The sequence below is a fragment of the Bradyrhizobium sp. SZCCHNS3002 genome, from assembly GCF_032377435.1.
Lineage (GTDB): Bacteria > Pseudomonadota > Alphaproteobacteria > Rhizobiales > Xanthobacteraceae > Bradyrhizobium.
In genome coordinates, this window is sequence record NZ_JAUHHY010000006.1 from 101,590 (window position 1) to 115,247 (window position 13,658).

12 protein-coding genes and 1 pseudogene are annotated in these 13,658 nt (G+C 63.8%); 11 read left to right on the plus strand and 2 right to left on the minus strand.

The features are described from left to right. The first annotated feature begins 52 nt into the window (after positions 1 to 52). The 8 genes and pseudogenes from QW845_RS14575 (at position 53) to QW845_RS14610 (ending at position 8,703) form a co-directional block, all read left to right on the plus strand. Complete coding sequence (locus QW845_RS14575) at positions 53 to 1,579, plus strand: ATPase domain-containing protein (protein WP_315802255.1); 1,527 nt, start codon at positions 53 to 55, stop codon at positions 1,577 to 1,579. Next, positions 1,569 to 3,269 carry a response regulator gene (locus tag QW845_RS14580; protein WP_315802256.1) on the plus strand — a complete coding sequence of 567 codons (1,701 nt, stop codon included), beginning with the start codon at positions 1,569 to 1,571 and terminating at the stop codon, positions 3,267 to 3,269. Before QW845_RS14575 ends, QW845_RS14580 begins: the two co-directional genes overlap by 11 nt. Before the next feature lie 701 nt (positions 3,270 to 3,970). Continuing rightward, entirely contained in the window at positions 3,971 to 4,705 is a 735-nt protein-coding gene (locus QW845_RS14585; protein WP_315802257.1) for a thioredoxin family protein, read from the plus strand. A gap of 50 nt (positions 4,706 to 4,755) precedes the next feature. Continuing rightward, a pseudogene (locus QW845_RS14590) lies at positions 4,756 to 4,890 on the plus strand (EF-hand domain-containing protein); the annotation flags it as partial. Between the two features lie 182 nt (positions 4,891 to 5,072). Beyond that, a complete protein-coding gene (locus QW845_RS14595) occupies positions 5,073 to 5,456 on the plus strand; it encodes a DUF302 domain-containing protein (RefSeq protein ID WP_315802258.1) in 384 nt (127 codons plus the stop codon). A gap of 578 nt (positions 5,457 to 6,034) precedes the next feature. Next, positions 6,035 to 7,657 carry a PAS domain-containing methyl-accepting chemotaxis protein gene (locus QW845_RS14600; RefSeq protein ID WP_315802259.1) on the plus strand — a complete coding sequence of 541 codons (1,623 nt, stop codon included), beginning with the start codon at positions 6,035 to 6,037 and terminating at the stop codon, positions 7,655 to 7,657. 135 nt (positions 7,658 to 7,792) lie between these two features. Beyond that, on the plus strand, positions 7,793 to 8,047 hold the full coding sequence (locus QW845_RS14605) for a hypothetical protein (protein ID WP_315802260.1): 255 nt from the start codon (positions 7,793 to 7,795) through the stop codon (positions 8,045 to 8,047). 185 nt (positions 8,048 to 8,232) lie between these two features. Next, entirely contained in the window at positions 8,233 to 8,703 is a 471-nt protein-coding gene (locus QW845_RS14610; RefSeq protein ID WP_315802261.1) for a DoxX family protein, read from the plus strand. A gap of 99 nt (positions 8,704 to 8,802) precedes the next feature. On the opposite strand, the gene QW845_RS14615 is transcribed toward QW845_RS14610, so the two are convergent. Further along, positions 8,803 to 9,573, minus strand: a complete 771-nt coding sequence (locus tag QW845_RS14615; protein WP_315802262.1) for a serine acetyltransferase — start codon at positions 9,571 to 9,573, stop codon at positions 8,803 to 8,805. Between the two features lie 134 nt (positions 9,574 to 9,707). Next, positions 9,708 to 10,334 carry a LysE family translocator gene (locus QW845_RS14620; RefSeq protein ID WP_315802263.1) on the minus strand — a complete coding sequence of 209 codons (627 nt, stop codon included), beginning with the start codon at positions 10,332 to 10,334 and terminating at the stop codon, positions 9,708 to 9,710. Positions 10,335 to 10,589: 255 nt separating this feature from the next. Between QW845_RS14620 and QW845_RS14625 the strand changes: the two genes are divergently transcribed. The 3 genes from QW845_RS14625 (at position 10,590) to QW845_RS14635 (ending at position 13,217) form a co-directional block, all read left to right on the plus strand. Then, positions 10,590 to 11,027, plus strand: coding sequence for a PaaI family thioesterase (locus tag QW845_RS14625; protein WP_315802264.1), 438 nt, complete (start codon positions 10,590 to 10,592; stop codon positions 11,025 to 11,027). 129 nt (positions 11,028 to 11,156) lie between these two features. Then, positions 11,157 to 12,782 (plus strand): serine protease, encoded by a 1,626-nt coding sequence (locus QW845_RS14630; RefSeq protein ID WP_315802265.1) that lies wholly within the window; start codon positions 11,157 to 11,159, stop codon positions 12,780 to 12,782. A gap of 105 nt (positions 12,783 to 12,887) precedes the next feature. Beyond that, positions 12,888 to 13,217, plus strand: coding sequence for a hypothetical protein (locus tag QW845_RS14635; RefSeq protein ID WP_409997924.1), 330 nt, complete (start codon positions 12,888 to 12,890; stop codon positions 13,215 to 13,217). Positions 13,218 to 13,658: the final 441 nt, after the last annotated feature.

Sequence of the window (13,658 nt, forward strand, 5' to 3'; positions counted from 1 at the left end):
CGTTATCGGTTTCGCTGCCGCGTCGTTTCGATTGTTATAACGGAGCTTTTGCATGACGGAGCAGCCTGTTCGCGGAAGCGACGAGGGCGGGCCCACGGATCTGCCGCGTATTTCGACCGGAAGCGAAGGCCTCGACGACATTCTCGGCGGCGGCTTCGATCCCAATCGCCTGTATCTGTATGAAGGCCGGCCCGGCACCGGGAAAACCACCATCGCGCTGCAGTTCCTGCTCAAGGGCGTGAGCTGCGGCGAGCGCGTGCTCTACATCACCCTGTCGGAGACCCGGCGCGAGCTCGAGCTGGTGGCGCGGCGCCACGGCTGGTCGCTGGCCGGCGTCGACATCTTCGAGCTGGTGCCGCCGGAAACGACGCTCGACCCCGAGCGTGAGCTCACTGTCTTTCATCCGGCCGAGGTCGAGCTCAGCGAGACCACCAGCCTGATGTTCAACGAGGTCGAGCGGATTAATCCGAGCCGCGTCGTGATCGACAGCCTGTCGGAGCTTCGCCTGCTGGCCCAGAGCCCGCTGCGCTACCGCCGCCAGGTGCTGGCGTTGAAGCACTTCTTCGCCAAGCGCAACTGTACCGTCGTCCTGCTCGACGATCTGTCGTCGGCCCAGGACGACCTGCAGCTGCACTCGGTTGCGCATGGCGTCGTGATGCTGGAGCAGCTCGCGATCGACTACGGCGCGGAGCGCCGCCGGCTGCGCGTGATCAAGATGCGCGGCATCGCGTTCCGCGGCGGCTACCATGACTTCACCATTGCGTCCGGCGGGCTCAAGATCTTTCCGCGCCTCGTCGCCGCGGAGCATCACCGGACGTTCGCGGGCGATGTCACGCCGAGCGGCAATGCCGAACTCGATCAGCTTCTCGGCGGCGGACTGGAGCGCGGTACCAACGCGCTGCTCATCGGTGCCGCCGGCGTCGGCAAATCCTCGGTCGCGCTGATCTATGCGATCGCGGCGGCGAGGCGCGGCGAACATGCGGTATTCTTTGCCTTTGACGAGGGCCGCGGCACCGTCGAGGCCCGCGCGCGGACGCTCGGCCTCCCGCTCGATGAACACATCGACTCCGGGCGCATCCGCTTTCAGCAGGTCGACCCGGCCGAGTTGTCGCCGGGCGAGTTCGGCGCCATCGTCCGGCAGAGCGTCGAGCAGGACAATGCCCGCGTCATCATCATCGACAGCCTCAACGGCTATCTCAACGCGATGCCGGACGAGCGGTTTCTGATCCTGCAGATGCACGAGCTCTTGACCTATCTGGCCCAGCAGGGCGTGCTGACGATCCTAGTGCTCGCGCAGCACGGCATGGTCGGGCCGATGGATACGCCGCTGGACATCAGCTATCTCAGCGATGCCGTCCTGATGCTGCGCTATTTCGAGGTCGGCGGCACGGTTCGGCGCGCCTTGTCGGTGGTCAAGAAGCGCAGCGGCCACCACGAGCACAGCATTCGCGAATTTCGCCTGAGCAGCGCGGGTATCAGCCTCGGTCCGCCGCTCAAGAATTTCAGCGGTATCTTCTCCGGCAATCCACGCTTCACCGGGACGGATTTCCCCGACATGGACATGCGGGATGAGCATTGAGCAAGATCACCGTGTCCTCGTCTTCGCGCCGATCGGGCGGGACGGACCGGCATCGGCGGAGCTGCTCCGCAGCGCAAGGATCGAGGCGGCGGTCTGCTCGGACCTGGCGCATCTGCTCCGTGAGATGAGCGCAGGCGTCGGCGCGGTCTTTGTTGCCGAGGAAGGGCTGTTTGCCCAGGACACCGCTCCCCTCACGCAATGGGTCGAACGCCAGCCGGCCTGGTCCGACCTGCCCTTCATCGTGCTCACCAGCCACCGCGAGCAGCGCGCCGTCGTCACCTGGCGGCGCAACCTCGTGAGTGCGCTGCGCAACGTCTCGCTGCTCGAACGGCCGATCCAGCCGATCACGCTCACCAGCGCGGTTCAATCGGCGCTGCGGGCGCGACGCCGCCAATACCAGATCCGCGCGCTGATCCAGGCGCGCGAGCAGGCGGCGCAGCAGCTCGAGCAGCTCGTCGTCGAGCGGACCCGGGCGCTCGCGGAATCGAACGAGCATCTTCGCATCGAGATGGCCGAGCGCGCACGGGTCGAGGAGACGCTGCGCCAGGCGCAGAAGATCGAGGCCATCGGCCGCCTGACCGGCGGCGTGGCGCACGACTTCAACAATCTGCTGATGGTGATCTCCGGCGGCCTTGACATGCTCGACCGCCAGGGCGATCCGGCGCGGCGCCGCCGCCTGATGGACGGCATGATCCAGGCGGCGCAGCGCGGCGCGAGCCTGACCCGGCAGTTGCTGGCGTTCTCGCGCCGGCAGGAGCTGCGGCCCGAGCCGGTCGACATCGCCCGCCAGATCGGCGGCATGCGCGAGCTGCTCGACCGCAGCCTGCGCGGCGACGTGCACGTCGAGTTCGACTTCCCCGACGCGCTGTGGCCCGTCGCGGTCGATCCGGGCGAGCTCGAGCTCGTGGTGCTCAATCTCGCCGTCAACGCCCGCGATGCGATGCCGGCCGGCGGCACGATCCTGGTCCGGGCCGAGAACCTGCGACATCTGCAGGACGACGAATTGGCCGGCGACTATGTCCGCCTCTCCGTGATCGACACCGGCACCGGCATGACGGAGGACGTCCGGGTGCGGGTGTTCGAGCCGTTCTTCACCACCAAGGATGTCGGCAAGGGCTCAGGGCTCGGACTCGCCCAGGTCTACGGCTTCGTCACCCAGTCGCGCGGCACCGTCCGCATCGACTCGGAGGTGGGCAAGGGCACGACGATTGCGCTCTACCTTCCGCGATCGGCGCAGGCGGCATCCAGGCAGCAGCACCATCTCCTCGACCTGCAGCGGCCGCGGGCGCGCCAGCATGATGAGGGCCGCATTCTCCTGGTCGAGGACGACGACGAGGTCGCGGCCCTGGTCGGCGAGATGCTGCGCCAGCTCGGCTATGAGGTGACCCGCGCCTCCAGCGCGGCGGCCGCGCTCGGCGCGCTCGCCGACGGGCGCACGGTCGACCTCGTGTTCTCCGACGTCATGATGCCGGGGGGCATGAATGGTGTCGAGCTGGCACGCGAGATCCAGAAGCGGCGCGGCGACATGCCGATCCTGCTGACCAGCGGCTATTCCGGCGCTGCCGTTCACGCCGCCAAGGAGGCCGGCGTCCGCATCCTGTCGAAACCGTATCGCATCGATGAGCTGGCCGCCGCGCTCGACGCGGTGAAGATGGGCCACGTTTGGACGCAGGCCCGCATTTCCTCATAGGGAGCTGCTGATAGCGAGCTGCGGCCTTGGACCTTTCACAGCCGTCAACCGCGCTCGATCAGCACCGAAATTGTGACATGCCCGATCTGGCCGTCATCGGAGCTGACCTCGAGGCAGACGTTCGTCGAGGAGGGATGGAGTCGGTCGCGCGCGATTGCACAGTGGGAGCACGATCATCCCTCTGCCGCCGGCTCGAAGCGGGGAAGCCCGCGATCATCGAAAACGGCTGAATGCGGGTTTGTTCCTCGCGGATCAGATTTTTTTTGCCGGCAGCCAGTCGCGACCGAACCGGTTGTTCACCGCCGGTCGTCCATCCAATTGACAGATCCGCAGGCGGTACAGTTGAACAGACGCGCCGCTTCGCCGGTTCGCGGGTTCAGGATGCTCTGAACCGCGCGCGCCGGTTGGCCGCAGCTGCGGCAGCGCGCCGGCTCGGTCCGGCCGCTGCGGGAGTCACTGCTCTGATCCGACACGTCTGTCATGGCCGCCCCGAAACGGACGGGAGCAGACGGTGGATCAGGTCGAGCGCGCACGCCGGTCTGAGACGGGAGCGGGGGCGCCCGAAGCTGGCCTTGTCCAGTCGATCCGCGGTTCGCTGCACCCGGCCGCGCTGCGATGACCTGCCGACAAAATAGATGGCGTCGGTGTCGGGCCGCCGAGCCTTGCATCGTCCTCTGCGAAGGATACGGAGGACTCCAGACATGACCCCCAGAATAGTCACCGCGGACGAATGGACCGAAGCTCATCGCGCCCACCTCACCCAGGAGAAGGCCTTCATCAGGCAGCGCGATGCGCTGGCTGCCGCCCGCCGGGCGCTGCCGTGGGTCCGGGTCGAGAAGGACTATGTCTTCCAGGCGGCGGATGGACCCGTGAGCCTGGCTGACCTGTTTCAGGGACGGAGCCAGCTGATCGTCTATCATTTCATGATGGCGCCGGGCGATCCGCACCGCTGTCCCGGCTGCTCGTTTCTGTGCGACCACATCGACGGCGCCAACCAGCACCTTCGCCATCACGACGTCAGCCTGGTCGTCGTCTCGCGTGCGCCGCTCGCCGAGATCGCGCCGTTCAAGGCGCGCATGGGCTGGACGTTCGACTGGGTGTCATCCGAGGGCGGTGATTTCAACTTCGACTTTCAGGTCTCGTTCTCGGACGAGCAGATCGTGACGGGCAAGGCCGTCTACAATTTCGCACCCTTGACGCGCAGGTCGCCCGAGCTCCCGGGCCTGACCGTGTTCACCAAGGACGACGCCGGCAACATCTTCTGCACCTTCCAGGTCCGCTCCCGCGGCGGCGATCCGCTGATCGGCGCCTATCACTATCTCGATCTCACGCCCAAGGGCCGCAACGAGACCGGCCGCGGCAATCTCTCCGATTGGGTGCGCCTGCACGATGAATATGAGGAAACCGGCGCGCGAGACTGTCATTGCGGCCGGTAGATCGAAACGGGCGGGGCGGATCGGCGCAGCGTGATCCGCCGCGCCGTCACACCGACGGCGACGGCAAGATCTCGCTGCGGGAATTCCAGGCGACGCATGAGCGCATCTTCAGGGCCATGGACAGCAACAAGGACGGCAAGTTGACCCCGGAAGAGATGCAGGCGTTCATGCACGGGCCGCAATGACCGGCGTCAAAACAGCGTGATGGCCTGGCCTGCGCCGCCGCGAGTCCGGCCCATGCGGCCATTTCGCTGATCTCGATCAAGTGCACGCCGCACGGACGCGCAACAGTGCCGCCGGGAGATCCCATGGCCGCGCGCGACGAACCGTGTTGACGCGGCGGCAGACCAGCCGGAAAGAGGCGAACATGAGCTACTATTTTGCCAAAGCGGTGAATCTATCGTTCGACGCAGCGATCGAGCGGGTGACCGCGGAGCTGAAGGCACGCGGCTTTGGCGTTCTGACCCGCATCGATGTGCAGGCGACGCTGCGCGAGAAGATCGGCGCCGACTTTCGGCCCTACACCATTCTGGGCGCCTGCAATCCGAAGCTGGCGCATGAGGCGTTGCAGGCGGAGAGCCGGATCGGCACCATGCTTCCCTGCAACGTCATCGTCCAGGAGATCGGCGGGAAGGTCGAGGTCGCTGCCGTGAATCCCGTCGCCTCGATGCAGGCCATCGAGAACGCGGCGCTTGCGACGCTCGCCACAAAGGTCTCTGACGCCTTGAAGGCGGTGGTCGAGGCGGTCTAGCGCCGCTGTCCAACGGGACCGCCGCTGATCGAGGATCGCCAGCCCAGGTGCATGACGACATCAGCGCGGATGGACCGCGGTGATCGCCCGCGCGCATCGGGCGTTCTTGCACTGGCGGTTGCCCCGGTGCCGAAGTGCTGCGAACTGGTGCGGCTGCTCGGTGAGGCGCTGCGCGCCAACCAGGCAACGCTCGGCCGCCTGGTCCCGCAGCCGCTGTCTGCCGCAGCAGGGCTGCGGCGGACATGTGATCGACCGACTTGATGCCCCGCGATCTTCGCGCCGCACGGCCGATAGCCGACGCTTTCGGGGCCGCAGCGCAGCTTGCGCGCGCCGTCATTGTATGCCGGGCGTCATGTCACAGCGGTAGAACTACGGAAAGGCCGGAGTTTCTCAACGCGCTTTAACGAGACTGGAACAAGTTGCATCAATTTTGCGCAGACATGTCGCCGGGCGCGCGGGGACGATCGTCATCGCCGCCGACCATCTGCAAACGAACTATTCATCTGGAGGTTACCTTGTTGTTTCGATCGAACAGCCGCTCGGACGCGGAAGCACAGCTTGCAGCAATCAGTCGCGCGATGGCCGTGATCGAATTCCAGCTCGACGGCACGATCATCACCGCGAACAAGAACTTCCTGAACGCACTCGGCTATCAGCTGGAGGAAATCCAGGGCAGGCATCACAGCATGTTCGTGGAGCCGTCCGAACGCGACAGCGCCGCCTACCGCGAGTTCTGGGCGGCGCTGAGCCGCGGCGAGCTCAAGGCCGCCGAGTTCAAGCGCATCGGCAAGGGCGGTCGCGAAATCTGGATCGAGGCGTCCTATAATCCCGTCCTCGACAGCGCCGGCAAGCCCGTGAAGGTCGTCAAGTTCGCGACCGACATCACGGAGAAGAAGCTGCGCAGCATGGCCGACGGCTCCAAGCTTGCCGCCATCGACCGCGCGCAGGCCATGATCGAGTTCAAGCTCGACGGCACCATCGTCGGTGCCAACAAGAATTTCCTGGATGCGCTGGGCTATCGCCTCGACGAGATCCAGGGCAAGCATCACAGCATGTTCGTCGAACCCGCGCTGCGCGACAGCCAAGCCTATCGCGAGTTCTGGGCTGCGCTCAATCGCGGCGAATACCAGGGCGGCGAGTACAAGCGCATCGGCAAGGGCGGCAAGGAGGTATGGATCCTCGCCACCTACAATCCGGTGCTCGACGCGGCGGGCAGGCCGATCGGGGTCGTGAAGTTCGCGACCGACGTCACCGCGCAGAAGCTAGAGAACGCCGACCTCGCCGGGCAGATCGAGGCCATCGGCAAGTCCCAGGCGGTGATCGAGTTCAACATGGATGGCACGGTCATCACCGCGAACGACAACTTCCTGCGCGCGCTCGGCTACACCCTGGCCGAGATCCAGGGCAAGCATCACAGCATGTTCGTCGAACCGTCCGAGCGGGAGAGCGGCGCCTACCGCGATTTCTGGGCGAGCCTGAACCGCGGCCAGTATCAGTCGGCCGAGTACAAGCGCATCGGCAAGGGCGGCCGGGAGGTCTATATCCAGGCCTCCTACAATCCGATCCTCGACCTCAACGGCAAGCCGTTCAAGGTGGTCAAATACGCCACCGACGTCACCCGGCAGGTCTTCGTTCGCATGGGCAACGAGCGCGTGCGCGCCATGATGGAATCGGTGGCGGCGGGCGCGGAGGAGCTCAACGCGTCCGTGCGCGAGATTTCCGAAGCCATGACGAAATCGCGCGAGACCGCAATGGGCGCGGTGGACCGTGTCACCTCAGCCGACGCGCAGGCGCAGCGGCTGTCCGATGCCGCCCAGTCGATGAGCGGCATCGTCGAGATGATCCACAACATCACCGGCCAGATCAATCTGCTGGCGCTGAACGCCACCATCGAGTCCGCCAGGGCCGGCGAAGCGGGCAGGGGCTTCGCCGTCGTCGCATCCGAGGTCAAGAACCTGGCCACCCAGGCGAAGACCGCCACCGACAAGATCGCGACCGAGATCGACAGCCTCAACAACATCTCCGGGGGCGTCGTCACGTCTCTCAGCTCGATCAAGCAGGCGATCCAGAACGTCAGCGAGTATGTGACGTCAACGGCCGCCGCCGTCGAGGAGCAGAGCACGGTCACGAGCGAGATGTCGTCCAGCATGGCGCGTGCCGCGGCCGAAGCTCAGGCTCTGGCCGAGCGCGCGGCGGCTTGACGCCGGATCGGAAAGCGCCGATCGCGCGGTGGCCTGTCAATCCAGGCCGCCGCGCGGTTGCAGGCAATGCCGCCGCCCCGCGCGTCGTGCGCCTGTCGTCTTCGCCGAATTCCACCTCTCTCATCGGGGCGATCCGTGGCTGATATCCTCCCATTTCCCGCCCGTGCCCCGTTGCCTATCATCGGCGCGCAATCGGAACGGCTGCGCGATGCCGTGGTCACCGGCGAGATCGGACGGCTGCGGCGCGAATTGGAGGACTGGCGGCGCGCGGTCGACAATCTGGAGCGGTGCATCAGATCGGATCCGGCCCTCGCATCGCTCGCTCCCGAGTGCGACAAGATCCGCGACCTGATCTCCGTCACGGCCGGCAAGCTTGAGACACTGCTGTAGAACCGGCCGCCCCAGGAGTCGTGAGTCCAGCCGCGCGCCATCGTCGCGCATGGGCCGCCGATCCCCGAGCGAACACGTTGGACGCAACGCTGTTCTGCGTTTTTCCAGACGCGTTTTTGATTTGCCGCAACGGCGGCAGCCCGCTTTTCCTGGAGCATGGCGGCAACTGGAAAGGAGTTGACGCCATGTGGCTCACCAAGGACGATTTTCGTATCAAGGCGGAAAATTTTGATCTCTCGAACGGCCTGAACATTCTTCGCATCATCTGCGGCTTGTTTCTGTTTCCTCACGTGGCCGGAAAATTCGCAGGCGGCGCGGTGTCGGCGGCGACCGCCGGCTTCTTCGCCAAGGCCGGCTTTCATCCCCCCGAGGTGTGGGTCGTGATCGCGGCCGCCTCCGAGTCGGCCGCCGGCATTGCCCTGGTGCTCGGCATCTGCACGCGCTTTGCCGCGCTCGGCGCCACCGCGCTGCTGCTGTTTGCGGTCTACGCGCTGCAGGTCGTGAAGGGCTTCGGCTGGACCTGGAACACCGGCGGCTATGAGTATCCCGTGTTCTGGGCGATCACCTCGCTCGTCGTCGCCATCGAGGCGTGGAAGACGCATCTCGCGCAGGCGAAGCCGAGCGCCCGAGCCCTGCCGGCAAGCGCTGCGGCCTGACCCTCAGATCGATCCTGCGGCCTCGGAGAGGCCGACATCGAGCACGGATCGCGATCCGGACACGAGAGCCGCCCATGGGCGGCTTTCGCGCGCTATGGCTCAAGCCCCAGCCGGGATCGGCTGCTCCGGGCAGTTCGTCAGCCGGGCCGGCGTGCCCACGGCCGTGCAGCCCGACGGCACATCGGTGGTGACGACCGCACCGGCGCCGATCTTGGCAAAATCACCGATCGCGACGTCGCCCAGCACGGTCGCGCCCGAGGAGAGCAGCACGCCGCGGCCGATCCGCGGGGCGCGGCCGGGCAGTGTGTCGTGTCGTCCGATCGTAACGTTCTGCAGGATGGTGACGTCGTCGCCGATGCTGCTGTGGGCGCCGATGACGATGCCGGTAGCATGATCGAGAAACACCGCGGTGCCGAGCCGCGCCGAGGGATGGATGCTCACCTGCAGGGATGTTGACGTGTCCGCCTGCAGCAGTAGCGCCAGGTCGGGCTGCCCGTTGCTCCAGAGCCAGTGCGCGACGCGATGCGCCTGCAGTGCGACGTAGCCTTTGTAGTTCAGCAGCGGCGGCAGCAGCGCCGTCGTCGCTGGGTCCTGCGTCGCGATCGCACCGAGGTCGTGACCCGCCGCCTCGACGAGCTCAGGCGCGGCGGCATACGCCTCGCGCGCGACCGCGGCAAACCGGGCGCGCGCGGCATCGCCGCTACCGATGCGGACGCCAATCTGCTGCGCGACGGCACTGCCGAGATCAGAATGGTCGAGGATTGCAGCCGACAGAGCGCGGCTGAATACGGGATCGGCCGCAGCGATGCGTTGGGCCTCGTGCTGGAGCGACGGCCAGAGCTCGGGACTGGATGGGTGTGTGTCGGCCACGGCAAAGCCTGCTCGATGACAGGTGACGGCGGCAATATAGCCTGACCTGCGCGTTGCTGAAACCTGGACGACGCCTCGCGGGCGTTGTCAGCCGATGTGGTCGGCGACATTCCCTGCCGAAGGTCGCGGCCCGTTCAGTTCTGCGCCGTCCGCGCCGCCGCGGCGGCGACGCCCGCACCGATCAGAAGGGTGCCGCCCGCCTTGTTGAAGATGCTGATCACCTTCTCGCTCCGTACGAGCGCGCGGGCGCGCGAGGCGATCAGCGCATAGCCGACGGCGTTGGCGAAGGCGAGCACGACAAAGGTCGATTCGAACACGACCATCTGCGTGAGGAAGCTGCCGTTCGGACTGAGGAACTGCGGCAGGAACGCGACGAAGAAGGTGATGCTCTTGGGGTTCAGCGCCGTGACGATCCAGGCGTGACCGAGCATCTTCAGCGCCGAGGTCCTGTCGGTCCGCGGCACGGCGTTCAGCGCGCCGCCGGCCTGCCACAGCTTGATCCCGAGCCAGACGAGATAGGCCGCGCCGATCCATTTCAGCACGGTGAACAGCAGCGCCGAGGTCGCCAGCAGCGCGCCGACGCCCAGCATGGACAAGGTCATGGCGGTGAAGTCGCCCAGCGCGACGCCGATAGCCGTCGGCAGCGCGGTTCGCCATCCCTGGCCCAGCGCATAGGAGACCACCAGCAGAACCGTCGGCCCCGGGATCACCAGGAGGATGATGGACGTTCCCGCAAATGCGAGCCAGGTCTCGATCGTCATGCTGATTGTCTCTCGCGAGGACACATGCGACGTTGGTATATCGAGGCGGAAAGGGCCGCAATGATCTTTGTTGCGAGACCCGCTTCAACAGTTCTCCTCGACGATCACGAACGCAAGACGTGTCATGCACGACCTTCGGTCGCTGCGGCGCTCCAATAATTCGTTCGCTTTATAAGAAATTTTACTCTACTGCGTCCATCCTGCTTCGCCACAAGGGCGTATCGCGATCGTCACGACACGTGAGGCGGGGAGGCGATGGTCCTACTCACGCCCAGGCCGGAGATATCGCAGCAGCGCGGGTTCGTTCACGCCGGAACCGTCAGCGCCATCGCGGACACGGCTGCAGGCTATGCGGCGCTCAGCATGATGCCCGCGGACCGCGCAGTTCCAACCACCGAGTTCAAGATCGATCTGGTGGCTCCAGCCGTGGGCCAGCGCATCGTCGCCGAGGGCAGGGTTGTCAAATCAGGCCGGACGCTGACGCTCGCCCAGAGCGAGGTTTTCGCCGAGAGCGGCGGCGAACGGCGGCTCGTTGCTCTCCTGACGGCAACCCTCATGGCTATTGAGGGGCGAGACGAGAACTGTGCTCGCAAGATCAGTAGCGCGCGATGGTGCCGGCAATCTCCTGGCCTGAGGAGTATGACGAGATCAAGCGCCAAACCGTCGTGCATGGAGTGTTGGGATGACAACTGAGACCGCGGAGTCCCGCAATCATATGGAACGCCTTTGCGTTCTAACCATTGAGCTGGATCAAAGATAGGGTAGCAATACTAGTGCACGCTAAAATTGAATAGTGACCTGAGTTGTCAGGGAGGCTCCTGCATGGACTTTTCCCTCAAGTCATTTAGCAAACACTGCCGGCTCGCAATAGCGACCCTGGCCTTCGTCGCGCTGCAGTTCCTCCAGCAGCCTGCGGCTCGGGCAGATTCGGGCGAGTATGCTCGCGTTGGCGGGTGGTCAATCAGATACGACGAGACCGAAGAGATAAACGCCTGCTACGCAGGAATCGCCTTTGCAGACGGTACAACCTTATTAGTAACGTTGGCTGTGAGTGATAAAGAATCCGCTTGGTCCCTGGCGTTTGCGAATCCTAAATGGGACGGGGCGCTGGGAAAGCGAAACAAGATCCATCTTTTCATAACGACTACGAGTGAATGGGAGGGAAATTTCGAGGTTTCCGAGAGAGTCATAATGGTTAAGCAACTCAGTGAGGAATTTGTCCAGAGTGTTGCTGATGCGCGGTCAATCTCAATAAAGAACGAAAGTAAGCAGTCAATCGCAATCGTAAGTATGCAGGACTCTGCCAACGCGATCAATGCGATTCGGCGGTGCGTGCATGATCATCCACGAAAGAGCGCCCCGACCAGTGGGTGGTCGCTAGGATACGATCAACAAGCAGGTATCTGTATTGCAAAGGCGACGTTCACGGATGGAACGGCCGTTGGCCTGGGATTCGTTCAAGCTGCTCGAGAGGATGAAAGAGGATTTGGGCTGTTAGTGATCAATCCAAAGTGGAGGGATCTGACCGCGAACAAGACCCAGATTCGTCTTCAACTTGTCACGACGAGGGAGTTCGACGCGACTTTTGACGTCTCAGATGGTGTCCTGAGCGTCGGTCCGCTCAAGGACGAGTTCATGGCAAGTGTGATTACGGCGGGCTTTCTGGGGATTCGGACTGATGCCGGGCAAAGTCTTGCTCTGCTCAACATGCAAGACGCCATCAGTATAGTGAGGTCGATCAAGCAGTGCGTAGAAGATCATCGGTCGCGAGCCAAGCCAAGCGAAGTTTCCGTGATAACGGGAACGGGATTTTTTGTCGCCCGCGGGGTGATCGTTACGGCCAATCACGTTGTGAGCGGCTGCACGAGCCCGATCAAGGTTCGCTATGCCGACAGAGCAGAGTATGCGGCTACGGTGTATGGTCAGGATGATGCGAATGATCTGGCTTTGCTGAGGACCGATATGGGCAATGCCGCTGTTGCTTCGTTCAGCCTCCAGGCGCGTCTTGGAGACAGGGTTGCTGCATTCGGATTTCCGCTTGCAGGCTTGCTCCCGAGCGTTGGCAATTTCACGACTGGGGACGTTACGGCGTTGACCGGCCTAGGGAACGATACGAGGTTCTTGCAGACCTCCGCTCCCGTGCAAAGTGGCAATAGCGGTGGACCGTTGCTCGACATGTCGGGGCGTGTTGTCGGAATCGTGGATAGCAAATTAAATGCATTGGCCATGATGAAGGCTGGAAGGGACATTCCAGAACTAATAAACTTCGCGATTGTATCGCAGATTGTCGTCAATTTCCTCAATCGTCGGGGAGTCTCTCCGGAGATCTCGGCAGCGACGAAAAGTGCTCAGGAGTTGTCATCGGCAGACGTCGCAGAGATTGGTCAGAAGATCAGCGTTCAAGTGTTTTGTTTAGGTAGAACGGATATCTCAGGTTCGGAAAAATAGGGGTGCACCATGCGATCTACAGGACAGTGTTTCGCTGTGGCAGTTGCAACGGTTGCGATGGTTGCCGCTTGTTGGGCTCAAGATGCGGGCAAGTCCGATTTTGCCATGTCATGTGCTCCTTGCCATGGAGCCGATGGTAAGGGGGGCGGACCGGTGAGCACGCAGCTGAAATCGGTTCCGTCCGATCTTACGGCGATTGCCAAGAAGAATAATGGAGTGTTTCCGGTTAGTAGTACCTACGAAGTGATCGATGGCAGGCAGGCAATCCTGGCGCATGGTACGCGAGATATGCCCATTTGGGGGTATCGGTATCGGCCAAGTCAAGCGACGCAGTTGAGCTCTGGAGCCGATGCATCGTCATTTGATCCGGACAGTATTGCGAGAGCGCGAATTCTTGCCATAATAGACTATCTTAATCGGATTCAGGAAAAGTAGAAGTTGCCGACTGGGCAACTATGCCGCTCACTTTGTCGATTGGGGTGGGGCGGGCCACGATCTGTGACGGCAGGAAGTGGACTTCAGGAAACGCTGCAGGCTTCCGATTTTACAGATAGTGGCTATGTCCTTCGCGGGATGGGATGTGGCAGCTGTATGGCGTTGCTCGCAGCTGGCGGTATGGAGCAAACTCTGACCGCCGAGAAGAAATGGCTTTCGCTTTACCAGAAAATGTGCTCTACTGCGTCCATCCTGCTTCGCCACGAGGGGCGTATCGCGATCGTCACGACACGTGAGGCGGGGAGGCGATGGCCGCTTGCCTGCCGCAGCGTGCTTGCACGCGGACGAACGGCAGCTTGCGGACGTGAAGTCGTGTGGTCCTGGCGCCGCGACGCTGGCGCCAAGCTTTCGGGCGATGATCCCGGGGGCGACGGTGGCTAA

Bases quoted from the DNA above. Each gene is read 5' to 3' on its own strand.
- QW845_RS14600 (WP_315802259.1), top strand. From the start codon at position 6,035: ATGGCCGTGATCGAATTCCAGCTCGACGGCACGATCATCACCGCGAAC.
- QW845_RS14610 (WP_315802261.1), top strand. From the start codon at position 8,233: ATGTGGCTCACCAAGGACGATTTTCGTATCAAGGCGGAAAATTTTGAT.
- QW845_RS14630 (WP_315802265.1), top strand. From the start codon at position 11,157: ATGGACTTTTCCCTCAAGTCATTTAGCAAACACTGCCGGCTCGCAATA.
- QW845_RS14625 (WP_315802264.1), top strand. From the start codon at position 10,590: ATGGTCCTACTCACGCCCAGGCCGGAGATATCGCAGCAGCGCGGGTTC.
- QW845_RS14620 (WP_315802263.1), bottom strand. From the start codon at position 10,334: ATGACGATCGAGACCTGGCTCGCATTTGCGGGAACGTCCATCATCCTC.
- QW845_RS14595 (WP_315802258.1), top strand. From the start codon at position 5,073: ATGAGCTACTATTTTGCCAAAGCGGTGAATCTATCGTTCGACGCAGCG.
- QW845_RS14580 (WP_315802256.1), top strand. From the start codon at position 1,569: ATGAGCATTGAGCAAGATCACCGTGTCCTCGTCTTCGCGCCGATCGGG.
- QW845_RS14635 (WP_409997924.1), top strand. From the start codon at position 12,888: ATGTCATGTGCTCCTTGCCATGGAGCCGATGGTAAGGGGGGCGGACCG.
- QW845_RS14575 (WP_315802255.1), top strand. From the start codon at position 53: ATGACGGAGCAGCCTGTTCGCGGAAGCGACGAGGGCGGGCCCACGGAT.
- QW845_RS14585 (WP_315802257.1), top strand. From the start codon at position 3,971: ATGACCCCCAGAATAGTCACCGCGGACGAATGGACCGAAGCTCATCGC.